This is a genomic window from Paenibacillus sp. 1A_MP2 (assembly GCF_052244825.1).
In the GTDB taxonomy this organism is placed as follows: Bacteria; Bacillota; Bacilli; order Paenibacillales; family Paenibacillaceae; genus Paenibacillus; species Paenibacillus vandeheii.
Map to the genome: position 1 here is coordinate 698,340 of NZ_JBQQCS010000001.1, position 18,778 is coordinate 717,117.

At 49.2% G+C, this 18,778-nt stretch carries 15 protein-coding genes and 2 pseudogenes; 11 read left to right on the plus strand and 6 right to left on the minus strand.

The window, feature by feature from the left end:
* The first annotated feature begins 12 nt into the window (after nucleotides 1-12).
* The 4 genes from ACTWJ7_RS03630 to ACTWJ7_RS03645 all read left to right on the plus strand — a co-directional run bounded on the left by ACTWJ7_RS03630 (nucleotide 13) and on the right by ACTWJ7_RS03645 (nucleotide 5,261).
* Entirely contained in the window at nucleotides 13-657 is a 645-nt protein-coding gene (locus ACTWJ7_RS03630; RefSeq protein WP_301880434.1) for an SDR family oxidoreductase, read from the plus strand.
* A 388-nt stretch (nucleotides 658-1,045) separates the two neighbouring features.
* Nucleotides 1,046-2,548: an RICIN domain-containing protein gene (locus tag ACTWJ7_RS03635; RefSeq protein ID WP_301880432.1), complete on the plus strand. Its 1,503-nt coding sequence runs from the start codon at nucleotides 1,046-1,048 to the stop codon at nucleotides 2,546-2,548.
* Nucleotides 2,549-2,806: 258 nt separating this feature from the next.
* Nucleotides 2,807-3,592, plus strand: a complete 786-nt coding sequence (locus ACTWJ7_RS03640; protein WP_301880430.1) for an ABC transporter ATP-binding protein — start codon at nucleotides 2,807-2,809, stop codon at nucleotides 3,590-3,592.
* A gap of 1 nt (nucleotide 3,593) precedes the next feature.
* A complete protein-coding gene (locus ACTWJ7_RS03645; protein ID WP_301880428.1) occupies nucleotides 3,594-5,261 on the plus strand; it encodes a hypothetical protein in 1,668 nt (555 codons plus the stop codon).
* Nucleotides 5,262-5,516: 255 nt separating this feature from the next.
* On the opposite strand, the gene ACTWJ7_RS03650 is transcribed toward ACTWJ7_RS03645, so the two are convergent.
* The 3 genes and pseudogenes from ACTWJ7_RS03650 to ACTWJ7_RS03660 all read right to left on the minus strand — a co-directional run.
* The gene (locus ACTWJ7_RS03650) at nucleotides 5,517-5,831 is read right to left on the minus strand and encodes a hypothetical protein (RefSeq protein ID WP_301880426.1); all 315 of its coding nucleotides are present in this window, start codon (nucleotides 5,829-5,831) and stop codon (nucleotides 5,517-5,519) included.
* Nucleotides 5,832-5,842: 11 nt separating this feature from the next.
* The gene (locus tag ACTWJ7_RS03655; RefSeq protein WP_443145135.1) at nucleotides 5,843-6,322 is read right to left on the minus strand and encodes a hypothetical protein; all 480 of its coding nucleotides are present in this window, start codon (nucleotides 6,320-6,322) and stop codon (nucleotides 5,843-5,845) included.
* A 209-nt stretch (nucleotides 6,323-6,531) separates the two neighbouring features.
* Nucleotides 6,532-6,798, minus strand: a pseudogene (locus ACTWJ7_RS03660) (Glu/Leu/Phe/Val dehydrogenase dimerization domain-containing protein); the annotation flags it as partial.
* Nucleotides 6,799-7,138: 340 nt separating this feature from the next.
* Here ACTWJ7_RS03660 and ACTWJ7_RS03665 point away from each other — a divergent pair.
* Nucleotides 7,139-7,654 (plus strand): DUF2179 domain-containing protein, encoded by a 516-nt coding sequence (locus tag ACTWJ7_RS03665; protein WP_094938752.1) that lies wholly within the window; start codon nucleotides 7,139-7,141, stop codon nucleotides 7,652-7,654.
* Nucleotides 7,655-7,900: 246 nt separating this feature from the next.
* Nucleotides 7,901-9,328, plus strand: coding sequence for a pectate lyase family protein (locus ACTWJ7_RS03670; RefSeq protein ID WP_301880423.1), 1,428 nt, complete (start codon nucleotides 7,901-7,903; stop codon nucleotides 9,326-9,328).
* 149 nt (nucleotides 9,329-9,477) lie between these two features.
* On the opposite strand, the gene ACTWJ7_RS03675 is transcribed toward ACTWJ7_RS03670, so the two are convergent.
* From ACTWJ7_RS03675 to ACTWJ7_RS03685, 3 genes and pseudogenes are all read right to left on the minus strand, one after another.
* Entirely contained in the window at nucleotides 9,478-10,491 is a 1,014-nt protein-coding gene (locus ACTWJ7_RS03675) for a substrate-binding domain-containing protein (RefSeq protein ID WP_301880422.1), read from the minus strand.
* Between the two features lie 203 nt (nucleotides 10,492-10,694).
* The gene (locus ACTWJ7_RS03680) at nucleotides 10,695-11,879 is read right to left on the minus strand and encodes a glycoside hydrolase family 130 protein (RefSeq protein ID WP_301880419.1); all 1,185 of its coding nucleotides are present in this window, start codon (nucleotides 11,877-11,879) and stop codon (nucleotides 10,695-10,697) included.
* A gap of 2 nt (nucleotides 11,880-11,881) precedes the next feature.
* Nucleotides 11,882-13,062 (minus strand): annotated as a pseudogene (locus tag ACTWJ7_RS03685) (AGE family epimerase/isomerase).
* Nucleotides 13,063-13,321: 259 nt separating this feature from the next.
* Between ACTWJ7_RS03685 and ACTWJ7_RS03690 the strand changes: the two are divergent.
* From ACTWJ7_RS03690 to ACTWJ7_RS03710, 5 genes are all read left to right on the plus strand, one after another.
* Nucleotides 13,322-14,599: an ABC transporter substrate-binding protein gene (locus tag ACTWJ7_RS03690; protein ID WP_443146336.1), complete on the plus strand. Its 1,278-nt coding sequence runs from the start codon at nucleotides 13,322-13,324 to the stop codon at nucleotides 14,597-14,599.
* Nucleotides 14,600-14,740: 141 nt separating this feature from the next.
* Nucleotides 14,741-15,628 (plus strand): carbohydrate ABC transporter permease, encoded by an 888-nt coding sequence (locus ACTWJ7_RS03695; protein ID WP_094938746.1) that lies wholly within the window; start codon nucleotides 14,741-14,743, stop codon nucleotides 15,626-15,628.
* The gene (locus ACTWJ7_RS03700) at nucleotides 15,625-16,464 is read left to right on the plus strand and encodes a carbohydrate ABC transporter permease (RefSeq protein WP_379437339.1); all 840 of its coding nucleotides are present in this window, start codon (nucleotides 15,625-15,627) and stop codon (nucleotides 16,462-16,464) included. The genes ACTWJ7_RS03695 and ACTWJ7_RS03700 overlap by 4 nt, the downstream gene beginning before the upstream one ends.
* Nucleotides 16,465-16,487: 23 nt before the next feature.
* A complete protein-coding gene (locus tag ACTWJ7_RS03705) occupies nucleotides 16,488-17,525 on the plus strand; it encodes a glycoside hydrolase family 130 protein (protein ID WP_301880414.1) in 1,038 nt (345 codons plus the stop codon).
* A gap of 236 nt (nucleotides 17,526-17,761) precedes the next feature.
* The gene (locus tag ACTWJ7_RS03710) at nucleotides 17,762-18,703 is read left to right on the plus strand and encodes a glycoside hydrolase family 113 (RefSeq protein ID WP_301880642.1); all 942 of its coding nucleotides are present in this window, start codon (nucleotides 17,762-17,764) and stop codon (nucleotides 18,701-18,703) included.
* Nucleotides 18,704-18,778 lie beyond the last annotated feature (75 nt).

The window sequence follows — 18,778 nt, forward strand, 5'->3', positions numbered from 1 at the left end:
GGAGAATGATATATGAACGTATTAGTTATTGGAGCGAACGGACAAATCGGCAAGTTTCTGGTGCAGCAGCTGGCGCAGGAAGGGAAACATCAGGTCACTGCGATGATTCGCAAACCGGAGCAGGCTGATGCATTGAAGCAGCTCGGTGCTAATGTCGTGATTGGTGATTTGGAAGGCAGCGTGGAAGATCTGGCCGAGACGATGAAGGATCACAATGCGATCGTGTTTACAGCGGGTTCTGGCGGATCTACGGGCGCGGACAAAACGCTGCTCATTGATCTGGATGGTGCGGTGAAAACGATGGAGGCCGCACAGCAGCAGGGGATTACCAGATATATTCTGGTCAGTGCGTTTGGGGCCGATCAACGGGAGAAATGGTCGGATGCCATCAAGCCGTATTACGTGGCGAAGCATTATGCCGACCGGGCGTTGTTCGCAAGTGATCTGAATTACACCATTATCCGTCCTGGTGGTTTGAAAAATGAGCCAGGCACTGGCAAAATCTCTGTAGGAACAGATCTAAAACCGGGAAGTATTCCGCGTGAAGATGTGGCCCGTGTAATCGCTGCTTCCCTTCAGGAGGAGAAGACGTATCGCATGGCTTTTGATCTGATCGCCGGGGATGACTTGGTAGAAGATGCCTTAGGTAATTTGTAATTCGTCTTGTAATAGAACGGGAGAATGGAATGGCTGAATGAAGGAGAGCTCAGCAGGATTGATTCCGTACAGGTGATCAAGGGTGAGCGCAAAGCTCAACTAAAGAGAGAGTCTACATGATAGAGTTAAGCCATGTGTAGCAGGGCGCTTCGAATGAAGCGTCTTATTTACTGTTCACTCGCAAGTTCAGTGTGTAATCGTACATGTTCCGCCGTATTGTTCACTATTCGAGCAGGGGCTTGGCGGATACAATCGTAACCAGGAGGTGAGTGCCGATCCAGTCTGAGAAGTAAGTATTTGATGAAATGCATCATCGATCGGAGGAAGAAGAGACGTATTGATTTTAATGTAAGCGCTCTACAAATAAAGTGCGGAGGTGTATTGTTCTATGAATGAGGATTGGTTGAAAAAGAAAACAAATTCACATCGGTTCACTCGTCGCCTTTGTTATCTGCTTGCTCTGATCTTGGCGCTACAATCGCTAGCTATGCTGGTCGCTCCAGGACAACAGGCTTCCGCTTCTCCACTCAGTGTGACCAATGGGGTTCAGTTCAAGGATACAAGCGGTAATGTCATTCATGCTCATGGGGGAGGGATGATTAAGGCTAACGGATACTACTACTGGTTTGGAGAGAACCGCAATCCGAATGGAACGTTCAAGGCGGTGTCCGTATACCGTTCAGCGGATCTGAAAAACTGGGAGTATCGCAATGATGTGCTCACCAGCAGCTCAGCTGCCGAGCTAAACATTTCCAACATCGAACGCCCGAAAGTCATCTATAACAGTACAACAGGTAAATATGTTCTTTGGATGCACAAGGAAAACGGGGTCGATTATGGTGAAGCCCGAGTAGCTGTAGCGACCTCCAGTACAGTGGATGGCAATTATACGTATGTGGGCAGCTATCGTCCGCTTGGCTACGATTCGAGAGACATGACGGTCTACAACGACAATGGCACGGCTTATCTCATCTCAGCGACCAAAGTAAATGCCGACCTGAATATCTACAAGCTGACTCCGGATTTTCTCGGGGTGGAGTCACTCGTAACGACGCTGTGGCCGGGGCAATATCGTGAAGCACCTGCCATGTTCAAAAAGGGCGGCGTCTACTTCCTGATCACATCCGGGGCTACAGGATGGAATCCGAATCAGGCCAAATATGCGACGGCCTCCAGCATAACTGGTACGTGGAGCGGCCTGAGCAACTTTGGGGATAGTACAACCTATGGTTCCCAATCGGCATACGTGCTTCCGGTGGAAGGATCACAGACCACATCCTATCTCTATATGGGTGATCGCTGGGCTGGCGCCTGGAGCGGGCCAGTGCAGGACTCCAAGTATGTGTGGCTGCCACTCTCTTTCCCAAGTGCAACCAGTCTGGCGATGAACTGGGCAAGCAGTGTTACCATTGATGCAGCTACAGGTTCCGTAACCGGAGTGGATACGCCTGACGTATGGGACCCCAATGCTTCATATCAGTTGATTAGTCGTAAAAGCAATAAACTGCTTAATGTCATCGGCGGTTCTGCGGATAACGGTGCCGATCTGGAGCAGCGGGCAGATGGCGGCACGACCAGTCAGCAGTGGCAGATCACGGCTGCGGGTGGCGGTTATGTCAAAATCATCAACCGATCCAGCAGCAAGCTGATCGGTGTGGAAAATGGCTCCACAGCAGATGGAGCTGTGATTGAGCAGTGGAACGATGGCGGCTGGGCCAGTCAGCAATGGCAGCTCGTTAGTGTGGGCGGAGGTTACTATAAATTGAAAAACCGCAGCACAGGCAAGCTGCTTGATATTTCTGGACAATCCCTGGCAGACGGGGCCGCCGCAATCCAGTGGACAGATAATGGCGGTACGAATCAGCATTTTCAGATTGTTAAGGTTCAATAAGGATTTATGTTGAGGTATATGTGTAATCATTAAAAAGATCTTGCAAAGCCCTTGTCCCGCACCTACCTATAGGCGGGATAAGGGCTTTGTGTGTTGTTACCATTGTGCGTTGCGTGATGCTAGCACAGAGATGATATCCAGACGATTTTTCGCATCGTGATGTATTTTCAATTATTCTTTAATCATTCTTATTCCAAACTGTGGTAAACTAGTAGAATTGTAGAAATATATACATAGAGACAGGAGCTGGATAACGAAGTGAGTGATAACCAAGTGCTGTCAATTGAAGGCTTGCGGATGAGGTATAACGGCCGTTATGTGCTGAATGGTATTGATCTGGAAGTGAATCGGGGCGAAATGATCGGATATATCGGTCCGAACGGTGCGGGTAAAAGCACGACGGTCAAGATTTTGCTCGGACTGGTTGAGGGGTATGTGGGTACGGTTCGCATTTTTGGCAAGGATATCGCGGACGGTGACGTGGAATATAAGCGCAGAATCGGTTATGTGCCTGAAGTGGCGGAATTATACGAACAATTAACCCCGGCAGAGTATCTGACGTTTACAGGAGAATTGTATGGGTTGTCCTATGAAGATGCTGATTATAAGGCGAAATTGCTGATGGATTGTTTTGGACTGGAAAAATCTTATCATTCCCGCATCGCTTCCTTCTCCAAAGGCATGCGTCAGAAAGTGCTGCTGATCTCCGCGCTGCTGCATGACCCGGATCTGTTGTTTCTGGATGAACCGCTCAGTGGACTGGATGCTAACAGCGTGATGGTCGTGAAGGAGATTTTGACGAAGCTGTCTGCCAAAGGCACAACCATATTCTATTCGTCACACATCATGGATGTGGTGGAGAAGATCAGCAGCCGAATCGTCCTGATTGCCGAAGGTCGCGTAATGGCGGATGGTACGTTCAGGCAGCTTCAGCAGCAATCCATGGAGGGTTCACTGGAGGAAGTATTCAATCAACTGACGGGTTTCAATGAGCATCAGGCGATTGCGGAACGCTTTGTGTCCATCGTGCAGGAGGTGTACTGATATGGCGGAATCCTCCGACTTCCGCACGCTGAAGATTCTGGATCGTTTTCGACATATCATCGCCAGAACAGGCGCGGATTATGATGTGCTGCGTCTTATTCTACGGGTGAAGTTTCAAATGGATCAGCGCAGGGTGCCGACGGTATTGTCAGCGCGCAATGGCAACAAGGAGCAGAAAGAAGGCAATCTGTATTTGCGTTCCCTCTGGTTATACGCACTGATGGGGCTGATTATGGTTCCTTTTGTTGTCTGGGATACGGGACACTATATGCTTCAGATGGGTTTAGTGACCGCCATGCTGATGTTTATGATCATGACATCCATGATCTCGGACTTTTCTTCGGTACTGCTCGATATTCGGGATCGTAATATCATCATGACCAAGCCGGTAAACGGACGTACCGTTGGCATGGCTCGTGCCATCCACGCAGGCGTCTATCTGCTGCTGTTGACAGTTTCCCTGACGGCTGCGCCGCTGGTAGCGGGATTGATTGCCCACGGGATCGGATTTTTCCTGCTTTTTCTGGTGGAGCTAATTCTGATAAATATGTTGATTCTGGTGACCACGTCCCTGATCTATCTATACATGATGAAGTTTCTGGATGGCGAGAAGCTGAAGGACATGATTAATATGGTGCAGATCCTGCTCTCCATCGGGATTGCCGTAGGTTATCAGCTGGTCATACGATCGTTCAGCATTATCGATTTTAATATGGTGTTCACACCTGCCTGGTGGCAGTTGTTGCTGCCTTCGGTATGGTATGCAGCGGCATTTGAGCTGCTGTTCGGCGGCGGTGGAGGCGCCTGGCTGTATGTTTTCTCGGCGCTTGCATTGATTGTGCCAATGGTAAGTCTGTTGGTGTACGTGAAGCTGATGCCTTCCTTTGAATTGTATTTGGAGAAAATGGCACATGCAGGTCAAACCTCTGGACGAAGACGTGGGGGATGGGATCGCATCATGGCGAAGGTATTCTCTCGTTCGAGAGAAGAACAGGCGTGTTTTCGGTTGTCTGCCAGTATGATGCGAAATGAGCGGGAATTCAAGCTCAAGGTGTACCCGTCCATGGGATTATCCTTCGTATTGCCGTATGTGTTCTGGTTCACTCAACTACAGAGTTCCACATGGGCAGAGTTCAGGGAAAGCTCCTTCTTTTACACGCTATATATTGTTCTCTTACTGATTGTGACGGTGGTAACCATGCTGAAGTACTCTGGACAATACAAGGCGTTTTGGACGTTCCGGGCGGCTCCTCTGGCTAATGAGGGCGTGCTATATAGCGGAGCGCTGAAGGCTTTCTTATGCAATATGTTTCTGCCCGTATTTATATTAAACGTTATTGTATTTGTGTGGACCTTTGGTCTACGGATTCTCCCTGATCTGGTCATTATATTGTTGGTGGCAACTGCACTTATTCCGTTGTCTGGAAGGCTGCTGCTGCGAAAACCGCCGTTTTCCCAATCTTTCAGTGTGGCCGGGCAGAGTGACGGCTGGCTCATATTTGCCTTCTTTCCTCTAATGGCACTGTTATGGGGATTACATGTATTCATTCGCACCATACCAGCAGGGATCTGGATTTATACTGCGCTTCTGGTGGTGACCAATGTGCTGTTCTGGACGATGCTGCACCGGCATCGGGTGAAGCCAGCACCTGTAACGGTTGAAGGGTAATGCAGTAGCGGTTGAGGTTCCATGATGAAGGTTGGAAGATGAACGCGTTAAGATAAAGTTGCTTTAAGCCACTCCGGGTCATTGAACCCGAGTGGCTTTTTTACGGTTTTCAAATTCTTGCAGGTTCTCTGGGGCGATATTGGATCTTAATGATGGAGAAAATGATAGGGCCAAGGTAACCGTAATCTCCATTTTGGAATATGGATCGCTGGAGACGTTGGAGTTTAGCGTTCGATTGGTTGATCCATCGGCATGTTAAGCGCGGGATTTCCCGCTTTGCAGGACAGCTTCTGCGAGTTGATCGGCTGCATCTGCTGTAGACATGGTAGACTGCTTCGCTCTCGCATAGACCTTGGATAGCGTGCCCGCAATCCCCGCCACCTTTTGGCGGATCAGGTCGGGCCCCGCGCCCTCCAGCTCGCAGGCGGTGCTGATGATTCCGCCTGCGCCCAGCACATAGTCAGGCGCGTACAGTATGCCGCGCGCCTGCATACGGCGAACAACCAGCTCCCGCTCACTGAGCTGGTTGTTCGCCGCCCCGGCAACGATGGAGCAGCGCAGCTCCTCCACTGTTGCCGGGGTCAGTACGCCCCCAGGGCACAGGGGGCGAACACCTTGCAGTCAGCGGCGTGAATATGGGCCGGATCGGCCGAAATTGCGCCGCTGAACTGCACAAGGGCACGTTGTACACGTTCGGGTACAACGTCTGCCACGATGAGCCGTGCCCCGGCTGCATGCAGGTAACGGCACAGGGCATACCCGACCTTGCCCAGTCCCTGGACGGCAACGGAAATGCCCTGCAAGGCGCCGATGCCCTGGTGACACAGCGATGTCACAATGCCGGTGTACACCCCATAGGCGGTCATCTCGGCTGTGAAGTCATCCTGTGCGCCAAGCGATCCGGTCGTATCCGTCACATGGGCCGTTTCCAGCCGGATCTGATCCATGTCTGCCGCCGTAGTGCCCAGATCAAGCCCAGTGACATAGCGGCCGTTCAGTCTTTCCAGAGAACGACCAAGCGCACGGAAAATCGCTTCACGTTTGGAGGTTTGTAAGCTCAAGGCGATGCTATCCGGAGGTTCCGGATCTCTATTTGTACTTATCACGGAAGTATTAAACGGTCCGTCATTTATGTTGTTTCCGATATCTTTTTCGTTCCTGCTTCGATTCCCGCCGCTTCTTGATCCCCGTGTGTTTGCCCCTTGGTTTTCTCGTTATTTTTCTTGAGGATTTCGCTGCCTGGACTGTTGCCACCTGTTATACCTCTCAGCTTGGTTGGCACATCCCATACCACAGCTTTACCACCACCATATGGCAGGCCGGATACCGCCGATTTGTAGGTCATGCCTTTGGCGAGTTTGATGGCGTCCCGAACAGCGTCCTCTTCCGATGCATACGTCCAGCAGCGACATCCTCCAAGTGCTGGACCCAGTACCGTACTATGAATGGCAATGACGGCTTTGAGCCCGCTGCGTGGATCATGGCAAAATATGAGTTCTTCCATACCTTCCCGTTCCATCTCGTGCCACAACTGCATGGCCTTTCCCCCTTTTGGTAGCCGTCGTTTCCCGAACCTGCTGCCTAACATTTCGTTCTCTTTGCTGATGACTCAGCATATTCAGTCCCGCAGGTTTTCGCCCCTGGGTCTCAGGCCGGGTTGATAATGAGCAGAAAGGGCTCTATAATGGCAGTTCCGGCATGCCTGTGGGCAGAAAATGCAGCCGATTGTTATTCAACCGTTTAAAATGACCGTATAACGTCCAATGATGGAGATAGAGTAGACGTACAGACGCGTAAATGACGTGCAGAGGAAACGGAATGAAGGCGCACAACAAACAGCCCGTTCCGGTGTGAAAGTCAGGAAAGAGGGATGGAGATTGCTTAAAATACTGGTATTTATCTTTTTGATCCAGATTGTGTATGTATCTGCGTATACACTTCGGATGATTTTGACGCTCAAAGGACAGAAATATATTGCTGCGCTCATCAGTATGGGCGAGATTGTAATCTATGTACTCGGCCTGAATTTGGTACTCAAATATCTGACTCAGCCTTCTGCATTAATTGTGTATGCCGTTGGTTACGGGCTAGGGGTGCTGCTGGGTGCCTGGATTGAAGAGAAGATTGCGCTCGGTTATGTTACCGTTAAGGTGATTTGTAACCAGATGGGCGGGGATGTGGCGAATGCCTTGCGGGATAAAGGCTACGGTGTTACCGCCTGGGTTGGCAGTGGGCGTGACGGAGATCGACTGGTTATGGAGATTTTGGCGAAACGCAAAAACCAGAAACTGCTGTATCAGACGATTCTGGCGCTGGATCCCAAAGCATTTGTCATTACGGTCGAACCCAAACAGTTCCATGGCGGGTTCTGGACACGTTCGATCAAAAGATAATTAAGGAATATTCGAGATAATAGTAAGCCTCTTCGGGGGCTTTTTCTCATGTACATAAGTTGAAATTGGAATGCTCCAGGTTAAATTGGGTGTCGTATATCGGCTGATGTCAGGATCACGAAACGACCTGAGATAAGGATTATTGTCGTAATCGCTTCCAGCATTTACATTGAGGACATGTCCTTCGTGACATGCGATGGCAGAGATGGACGGACGTAATCATTATCATTAGGGAGGAATGGTTTTATGAAAAGCAAAATTCGAACATGGTGCAGTGCAGCACTGGCTCTGACGTTGGGCTTTACCCTCCTGTCTGGACCGACAAGTGTACAGGCAGCGGGCAATGCAGATTACAATCTTACAGGTTTCTCCCAAGGGAATACGGGTGGGGGCACGATCAGCGAATCGGATACGTCCAAGTATAAGAAGGTGTACAATGCAACGGATCTGGCTGCCGCTCTGAAAAAGAATTCCGGGGTCAAAGTCGTCGAGATTATGAACGACCTTAATCTGGGATGGAACGAAATCCCGAGCGCTGCACAGACTTCGCCTTTTGCCAAGCATAATGATGCACTGACTCACCCCGTGCTAAAACAAACGGGCGTCAGCAAGCTGACGATCGACAGCTTTAATGGCCTGACCATTTTCTCAGCCAATGGGGCCAAGATCAAACATGCAGCCATCAGCGTCAAACGCAGCTCCAACGTCATCATCCGCAACCTTGAATTCGATGAATTATGGGAATGGGATGAATCAACCAAAGGTGATTATGACAAAAACGACTGGGATTACATTACCCTGGAAGAGAACAATAACGTATGGATTGACCACTGTACATTCAATAAAGCCTATGATGGGCTTGTCGACTCGAAAAAAGGAACCAGCGGTGTGACCATCTCCTGGTCCCTCTTCAAAGGAGATGACGGCAGCTCAAACAGCTGGGTTACCCAGCAGATTAACGAGTTGGAAGCGAACAAGGCTACCTATCCAATGTACAACTATCTGCGCAGCAGCGCGGTTGGGCTCAGCAAAGCCGATATCATTGCCATTTCGTCTCCTCAGAAAAAAGGCCATCTGGTTGGTTCGACCAGCTTTGAATCAGCTAACGCCAATCTGTCCTTGACCCTGCACCATAACTTGTACAAGGATATTCAGGATCGGATGCCGCGTCTGCGCGGAGGAAATGCACACGCCTACAATATCGTGATGGATGCGACTGGGGCACGTGCAGCCAAATCCAGAATCACTTCTGCAATGGCAACGGCGATTTCATCCAAAGGGTACCATTTTGATATTATCGGTAATGGAGCGATCTCCACCGAAAGCGGCGCAGTGCTGGTCGAAAAGTCGGTGATCAAAGACGTGCAGTTCCCGGTCCGCAATAACCAGACAGATCCGGCCGATGCCACATATACCGGTAAAATTCAGGTGACGGACACGATGTATTCCCTGGATGGAAGCTCATTCCGTGGAAACAGTGATACGTCCGGCAGTCCGCTTAGCCCGGTTCCGGCCGCAGTGAAAGCTTTCTCCTGGAACGGATTCTCTTCCCTTCCTTACAGTTACACGACCGATGATCCAGCGACGCTGAATGCACGTCTTACCGGAACAAGTGGTGCGGGTGCAGGCAAATTAACCTGGTCCAAAGACAACTGGTTGAAGACGAGCTACTAAGTTACAACAAGAGTAGGGTGTGAAACGAGTGGCCGTGATCTACAGGATTCCTGCTGCTGCTTCCTCGTTTTTTCATAAGCAAAGAGTGCTCCTGCAGCCATAATGGCCGGGAGCACTCTTTTGTATAAACAGGGGAACCCTGTTTCTTTTTAGATAGACGCTTCCTCCGAAAGGGCTGGTGCAGCACTCACCGAGTCACGATAAATGATGTTGCCCTTCACGTGTACGCGACCGAAGCTGCGACTCGGGTTGTCAATCTTTTTGAGCATGGAATGAACCGCGGTCCGCGCCATCTGTTCCACATCCACCTCAACCGTAGTCAATTTGGGCTCGGAGAGTGTGGCATAGATATCATTATCGAACCCAACAACGGAGCATTGTGCAGGCACCTGGATACCCAGGGAAGTCAGTTTCTGAACGAGCAAATGAGCGACCTGATCGCAGTTGCATACAAAAGCTGTTGGCAGCTGCTCGGGCAGATCAATTTCAATAAACGTACCTCGCTCATCGCGGTCATTAAGCACCAGATTTTGATCCATCGGCAACCGATGTTCCAGCAATGATTTGTAATAGCCGAGGAATCGGTCCTGAATGCTGCTGGTAGAATAGAGATTCCCGACATAAGCGATGCGGCGGTGTCCCTGTTGTACAAGAACGTTGGTCAGCTCATAAGCAGCGTAAAAGTTATCGGTGACGACAGAATCGATATCCGAATGCTCATCGTAGAAATCGAGAAACATTTTGGGAACGTCCATCGACTGGACCAGCTCGATATATTCTTTACGGATCTGTCCAAGCACAATGAAACCATCCACCTTGTTGTCACTGTACAGCTTGGGCAGCGTTAATTCCTCTTCGTCCTCCACATTCAGAATGTGCAGGATGCCGTAGTACCCCTGATCCTCCAGATGTTTGGTAATGCGCTGGAATACACGTACATAGAACGATTGTGTAGGCCCGGTAAAACGCTCCGGGATAATAACGCCAATATTATGAGTCAAGCCTTCCTTCATTGAACGGGCCGCGGCATTATACCGATAGCCCATCTGAACGGCAAGCACTTTAATTTTTTCCTTTAATTCGCCACTGACGCCATCTTTATCATTTAATGCTTTAGAGACCGTCACACTGCTAACTCCGAGCTTGTCGGCGATATCCCGCATGGTGATATTATTCTTCAGCTTTGGTCGCCTCCTTCAAGCCGGTTTACGTACAATGTGCTGTCATTATGGTTAGCGCTTCCTTCAATCATAATAACAATCCATATTAGTATACATCGTTACCCACATGGAATAAAGAAATTCTGGTTAGCGCTCCGTTAATTTTTCAGCATGCTGCATTTTCCGTTGAAGGTTGTTCGTCAGATTTAAGCCATCTGCTTTTGGAGATGCTTCTCATTCCGCTCAATCAGATCCCCGCGCTGGCTGGCGCAATCCAGGGAACGATACGGATCAGCCGGGGTATTAAAGGTATAATCGACCAGTTTATCAAGCGTTGTAGTGGCTACATGACAGCGGGTATCACTGGACGCGTAATAGATGAAGACCTCACCCTGTTCGTTGACTACTGCACCATTGCAAAAAATAACATTGGACACATCACCTACGCGCTCGTCGTCATAAGGAGCAATGAAGTGACCGCCCGGCTTGGCGATGATGCGTGCCGGATCATTCAGATCCGTGGCGAACGTGTACAGCACATAACGCAGGCCAGCTGCAGTGTTGCGTACTCCGTGGGCAATGTGAATCCAGCCGCGATCCGTTTTGAGCGGAGCAGGACCCTGGCCATTTTTCACCTCGTATACGGTATGATATTTGCGTTCGTCGATAATGGTTTCTTCATCAATAACTGGATTCAGAATATCATCGCACAGACCAAAAGCGATCCCGCCACCACTGCCAGTGGAGATGAATCCATCTTGTGGACGTGTGTAGAACGCATATTTGCCATCCATGAATTCCGGGTGCAATACAACATTCCGCTGTTGAGGGGAGTTGGTCGTGATGTTGGGCAGACGCTCCCAGCTGACCAGATCACGCGTCCGGACAAGTCCGGCCTGGGCTACGGCACTGGATGTATCAAAAGCCGGAGCTTCCGGGTCCTTGCGTTCAGAACAGTAGATGCCGTAGATCCAGCCATCCTCGTGCTGTACCAATCGCATATCATACTGGTTGGTCTCGTCGGCATCGATATCTTCCCATACTAATGGTTTGCCTGTGAAGCGGAATCCGTCAATGCCGTTATCACTCTCAGCCAGGGCAAAGATGGATTTGCGGTCCAAGCCCTCGGTTCGGATGACCATCACATATTTACCGTTGAAATAGATGGCCCCCGGATTAAGCGTAGCGTTAATGCCCAGACGCTCCATAAAGTGTGGATTTGTCGTTTCGTCCAGATCAAATCTCCAGTGCAGCGGTACATGATGGCGTGTGATTACCGGATATCGGTACCGATCATATACGCCGTTGTAGAAGGAAGGATCAATTTCATTTTGACGCGTAAGCAGCTGCTCCTGTTGCTCCAACAATTCATTGTATTTGGGGTGTATCATCGTTATCCCATCCTCTCAATTAGTTCAATGCAGAATCGGCTATTGTGATACGGGCATTTCCACGGTCCGGCGATTTCACTTTGATCCGGTATGCCGTTCCCGTCTACCGACCAGTACCATTCCCCGCCAGCACGGTGATCGATAATATGTTCCTTCGTATACGTCCACAAACGTTCCACTCTCTCCAGAAACAACGGATCACCTGTGCGCTGGTAGGCATTATAGAAACCGACCATTGCCTCAGCATGAACCCACCAAATGCGCGTCTCATCTACAAGGTCACCCTCTTGTTCATTCAACAGCGAACCATCTGTATTCACGGCCACATGGGAAATGTTATAGGCAATATCCGTAACCATTGCGGAATACTCCGGGTGTTGATCCAGACCTAGTACTTTCAATGTTTCGTCGATCAGCCAACTGGCTTCAATGTCATGCCCGAACGAGCGCAGATCGATAATGGAATCCCACTGTTTGTCGAAAAACACCCGAGAAACTTCGTGTCTTTGTCATACACTCGTTGATACAAAATCCCAAGCAGGCGCTCCAGCGCCGCTTTCACCTGCGGATCCGGCCATACGCGGTAGAGCGTGGTGTAGGCCTCCAGCACATGAATATGCGTATTCATCGTGTAATCCGCAATCACACCATTTTCGCTCAGCATTTCATTGGGCTGTTCATTCCAGAAGCGGTCGAATTGTTCCTTGTATGCAGGTAATTCGGCATTCAGGCCTTGATCCTCAATCAGCGCAAAAAGCGTTTTCGCAAGTTCCAAAGCAGATTCATCCCCGGTTGCGCGATAATACTCGCTTAGTGAATACACCCCAAAGGATTGCGTATACACATGTTTACTTGTGTCCAGTGGTTCCCCTTTGGCATCCACCATCCAGTACAAGCCTCCATGCTCGGCATCCAGCACATGATCCGCAAGAAAACGGTAGGCGTGTTCGGCGTGAACCCGCCAGACTTCATTCCCGGTTACCCGGTAGGCGGCTGCAAAGGACCAGAGCTGCCGTGCCGTGGCGATGCCGCCTTTGGGAGCGAGAGGATCCACCTGAAGGTCATTGCCGACCCGGCCATAGAAGCCGCCGTTGTTATGATCTTTGAGGGCAGACCAGAATGGCAATATATGTCCTTCCCACTGTTCCTTTATTTCCGTTTTGATGTCAAGGGTGTAAGTCATAAGTTAGGGCTCCTTCAAAGTACAGGATTCGAATTAATTTAAGTTATCGTTAACTTTATTAAATAATATTAGTGTCGGATAATAACGTTGTCAACGAGTCATCAAAGAAAAACTTTTTGTTAAGTAATAAATAATTTAATTGACAGGTAAGCGTTACCATAATAAAATTCATTTTGTAACCTTAACGATAACTTAAATTAACTTAGAAAAGGGGTAGAATCAATTGAGAAAAAACAAAGGTTGGATACTGCTGTTTACCATGCTACTCATTACTTCTCTGCTCGCAGCTTGCTCTTCCGGCGGTGGCTCTTCACAGGCAGGAGAGGAAATTAGCACAGATCCGGCGGACATCAAGGGTGAAATTACCGTCCTGACGCAGCGTACAGATATTGTGGATACCGTGTTCAAAGACTATGCTGCGGAGTTCAATAAGGAATACCCGGATGTCAAAGTAAACTTCCAGGCACTGGCCGATTATGAGGGACAAGTGAAGATCCGTATGAGCACCAAGGATTACGGCGATGTGCTGATGATCCCCACCAGCGTACCAATTGCGGACATTCCGGATTTTTTTGAACCGCTGGGCACGTACGATGAGCTGAAAGATAAGTACACAGGCATTGAAGAACGTATGGTGGACGGCCAGGTGTATGGCATTCCAACGGTAATTACGTTCTCCGGTATCATTTATAACAAACAGGTATTCAAAGATGCTGGCATTGCGGAAGTTCCGAAAACACCCGAGCAATTCCAGGCTGCGCTTCAGTTGGTCAAAGATAATACAGATGCGGTGCCACTGTACACCAACTATGCATCCGGCTGGGCTTTGACACAATGGGAAGCGGATCTGCCGACGGTTGCAGGCAGTGTCGACTACGTTAACATTGATCAACCGAACACGGATGAGAACTTTGTGGCTGGCAAGCCGCACTACGAATTGTACAAAGTGCTTTATGATGCAGCCAAAAATGGCCTGATCGAGAAAGATCCAACGACAACCGACTGGGAAAGCTCCAAGGCGGATCTGGCGAATGGCAAAATTGCAACGATGGCACTAGGATCATGGGCAATTACACAAATTCAAGGTTTGACGGATACACCGGATAACATCGGATTCTTGCCATTCCCTACGAATGCAAGTGATGTGGTCGTTCCGCTTGCTGCAGACTATAACATTGGCATGAACGTAAACAGCGAGAACAAACCTGCTGCAAAAGCCTGGATTGACTGGTTCCTGGCCAAATCGAACTACGCGGTTGAGCAAGGTGGAGGCATGAGCGCAGACAAAAATGCTGAATTGCCACCGATTCTGGACCAGTACAAAGATGTTAAATTCTCCACACTGACTCCAGCCAAAGAAGGACAGGAAGGTCTGGTTGATAAAATTGACAACGAAGGCGAAATCGGTCTCTGGCAGCCTGACTTTAAGAAACGCATTATCGAAGCAGGCATCGGTAACCGCAGCGAATCGTATGACGACATCATGAAGGACCTGAATGACAAATGGATGAAAGCGCGGGCAGAACTCGCAAAATAAGCCAGTTGCGGCGGATGGGTCGGCCAATAAAAGCGCGATGAATATGGCCGACCACCGTTGACATGCAGCGAAGTACCGCGTACTGGATGGGAGTCTTCTTTTGATATAAAAGCGGTAGAACCGCTTGGAGGTGTGGAGAGCATGAAATACTTGAAGATTTCGAATTGGGGCTATTCAGCGCAACGTATATTTATTATCTGTGCCTTCTCAATCATTCCGCTGGCACTGCTGTTCACGTTTGCTTATTTACCGGTCATTAACATGTTCAAATACAGCTTCACGGATTGGAACGGATACAGCAAAAGGTTTGATTATGTTGGGTTTGAGAACTACACGCGGATATTCAGGGACCCTGAGTATTTTAAAGTGTTTATTGTCAGTCTGTATTATTTTGTGGCTACCTTCGTACAAATGGGTCTGGCCCTCTACTTTGCAACGATTCTGAGCTTCAAAATCCGAGGAAAAAACTTTTTCAAAGGCATATTGTTCTTTCCTTATCTACTGAATGGCGTAGCCATCGGATTTATCTTCCTCTTTTTCTTCAAACCGGATGGTACCCTCGATACACTCATGCAGGCTGTAGGGCTTGGACAATACACTCAGCTTTGGCTGGGGAATCCGAACATTATTAATGTGTCGCTCGCGGGCGCATCGGTATGGAGGTACATGGGCTTTAACTTCATCATCTTCCTGGGTGCAATATCTTCCATTCAGAAGGATGTGTATGAAGCGTCGGATATTGATGGGGCCAATCGCTGGCAGCAGTTCCGGCATATCATTCTGCCGAGTATTACGCGCATCCTGCAGCTCAACCTGATTTTGGCGATTAGCGGCGCAATCAGTGCGTTCGATATTCCATATATTATGACCGATGGTTCCAACGGCAGTGAGACATTTGTCATTCAGACCGTTCACTTGGCATTCAAGTACGGCAAGCTGGGCTTGGCGTCAGCGATGGCTGTTGTGCTGCTGTTTATTGTCATTCTTGTTACGCTGGTTCAGCGTGTCACCATGAAAGGGGAGGAATGAACGTGCACCAATTCAAATACACCCTTGCGAGCATATTTAAATATGCTTCACTCATTCTCGCCGCGTTCATTGCGTTGGTACCCATCGTTGTGGTGCTGTTTGCATCGCTCAAAACCAATGCCGAATATGCGACCAGTAGTCCGCTTGCCCCACCAGCCAATTGGCTGAACTTCGCGAACTATACAAAGGCTTTTGTGGACGGCAACATGCTGGTCGGGTTCAAAAATACAATTATCATCCTGATCATCTCCATCGTGGGTGCCACTTTAACAGGTTCCATGATCGCGTATGTGCTGGATCGTTTCAAATTCAAAGGCAAAAAAATTATGGTCGCAGCTTTCCTGCTTGCTACCCTCATTCCAAGTGTCACAACGCAGGTCGCCACTTTCCAGATCATCAACGCACTCGACCTGTTCAACACCCGCTGGGCAGCCATTGTAATGTACCTGGGTACAGATATCATTGCGGTGTATATTTTCCTGCAATTCTTGGGCTCCATCTCCAACGCACTGGATGAATCCGCCATGCTGGACGGTGCCTCCTACTTCACGATTTATTGGAGAATCATTCTGCCACTGCTGAAACCGGCGATTGTAACGGTCATTATCGTGAAGGGTGTCAACATTTACAACGACTTCTACACGCCGTTCCTGTACATGCCCAAGACAGACTTGCAGGTCATATCCACGGCTCTTTTCAAATTCAAGGGACCGTTCGGATCACAGTGGGAGGTTATCAGCGCGGGGATTATGATTGCCATCATTCCAACGATGATCATCTTCCTGCTGCTACAAAAGTACATCTATAACGGCTTTGCACAAGGCTCGGTTAAATAATAAACGAAGGGAGAAATGAAACGATGACAGTTGTCGATACGAAACACGTACACATTGTTGGGGATGCATTGCCGAATATACCTTGGGAGGATAAACCGGAGGGAACAGACGGACCAGTCTGGAGACACTCAGCCAACCCAGTCGTGCCGCGTAATCCGGTCAAGGGAGTTGCCCGTATTTTCAACAGTGCAGTGATTCCTTATGAAGGGAAATTCATCGGGGTATTCCGCGCCGAAACGATTAACGGACGTCCGCACCTGCATATGGGATCGAGTGAGGATGGGCTGGAGTGGAGTATCGAAGAGGAACGCATTGCCTTTGTGGATGAAACCGGCGATGCCTTCATGCCGAACTATGCATATGACCCACGTCTGGTAAAAGTGGAAGATACGTATTACATCATCTGGTGTACCGATTTCTACGGCGCAGCGTTGGGCTTGGCGAAAACCGATGATTTCAAAACGTTTGTGCGTCTCGAAAACCCAATGCTGCCGTTTAACCGCAATGGCGTGTTGTTTCCGCGTAAAATCAATGACAATTATGTGATGTTATCCAGACCAAGCGACAGCGGACATACACCGTTCGGAGACATTTTCCTCAGCGAAAGTCCGGATCTCGTGTACTGGGGCAAACACCGTCATGTCATGAGCAAAGGTGGTCAAGGCTGGTGGCAATCGGTCAAAATTGGCGGCGGTCCTGCTCCGATTGAAACGTCCGAAGGCTGGCTGATGTTCTACCACGGCGTAACCGGTACGTGCAATGGTTTTGTATATAGCATGGGTGCGGTCATTCTGGATCTGGATGAGCCATCCAAAGTAAAATATCGTTCCTCCAACTTCGTGCTGACACCGGAAAAATGGTATGAGGAGCAAGGCTTTGTGGACAATGTTATCTTCCCTTGCGCCACATTGCATGATGCGGAGACAGGACGGATCGTCATCTATTATGGAGCAGCCGACACCTACGTTGGTGTGGCGTATACAACTGTCGAAGAGATCGTGAACTACGTGATTGGGACCGACGAAGTTATCGCCGGAGACCGTGAGGAAGGAAAGCTATAAATTGAAGTGAAACAATTTTAAATAAAGCTGAAATTTACACAAAAACGGAGAGTGCAGAACCGATCTGAAGAAACGAAGTGTTCGCATTTATCCTCGGATTTTCCCTTTCATCAGGGAATCAAAAAAATCTGGGGATAACGGCGATCGGAAGATGGTACTGCAATCGTAGTTGGACGTGTAACATTCGGTCATTCATTTTACATTAAGTGAAAAAGGAGCATTGCGGAACAATGCATATGGAATACATCAAGGGATTTACATTTGGCTGGATGAGTGGCAGGGGGGATTTCCGCAAGCCGGAAGCGAAAGAATCTTTGCGTCTGATGGCTGAACGCACAGGCAGTTCGCATGTTATTTTTGCACTGGCGGCGCAGCAGGATCATCCGCAGGCGGTAGAGGTCAAATATGAGGGTGAACATATGGTGGAAGACGATGAATTGGTGGACATGATACGCTACGCCCGCACGCTCGGACTGCGGGTCATTCTGAAACCAACTGTCAATTGCACCGATGGCACATGGCGGGCACACATTAATTTCTTTGATATCGATGTGCCGTGTGAGCGGAAATGGAAAGACTGGTTCCGCAGTTATACCACGTATCAGAAGCACTATGCAGCCATTGCAGAGCGCGAGAATTGCGAGATGTTTATTGTAGGTTGTGAGATGGTGCAGTCTGAGCGTCGGAGTGAGGAATGGCGCGAGGTCATCGCGGGAGTGCGTGAAGTGTATTCCGGGCTCGTGTCGTACAATACGGACAAGTACCAAGAAGGGCATGTGAAATGGTGGGATGCCGTGGACGTCATCTCGTCGAGTGGATACTATCCCATCGGAGACTGGGAAGCGCAGCTGGATCGGATTGAACAGGTCATTGCACCCTACGGCAAACCTTTCTTCTTCGCGGAAGCAGGTTGCCCTAGCCGCAGTGGATCGGCGCAGGTACCAAACGACTGGGGGTTAACAGGTGAGGTCAACGCGCAGGAACAGGAGCAGTTCTATGAAGCCATGTTCCGTCATGCCAGTCAGCGGGAGTGGGTACGCGGCTTTGGACTGTGGGACTGGAGTGCCCATCTGCATCAGAAGCAGGATGCCCTGAGCGACGATGGATACGGCGTTTATGGTAAACCAGCGGAGAAAATCATTCGCCGTTTCTATGAAGGCATTGCGGTGGAAGTTTAAATTGAATGGCAAGGTGTTTCAATGATCGATAATTAAAATTCCAATGAAAAGGTACTCTTCTTTCTTATAATAGGA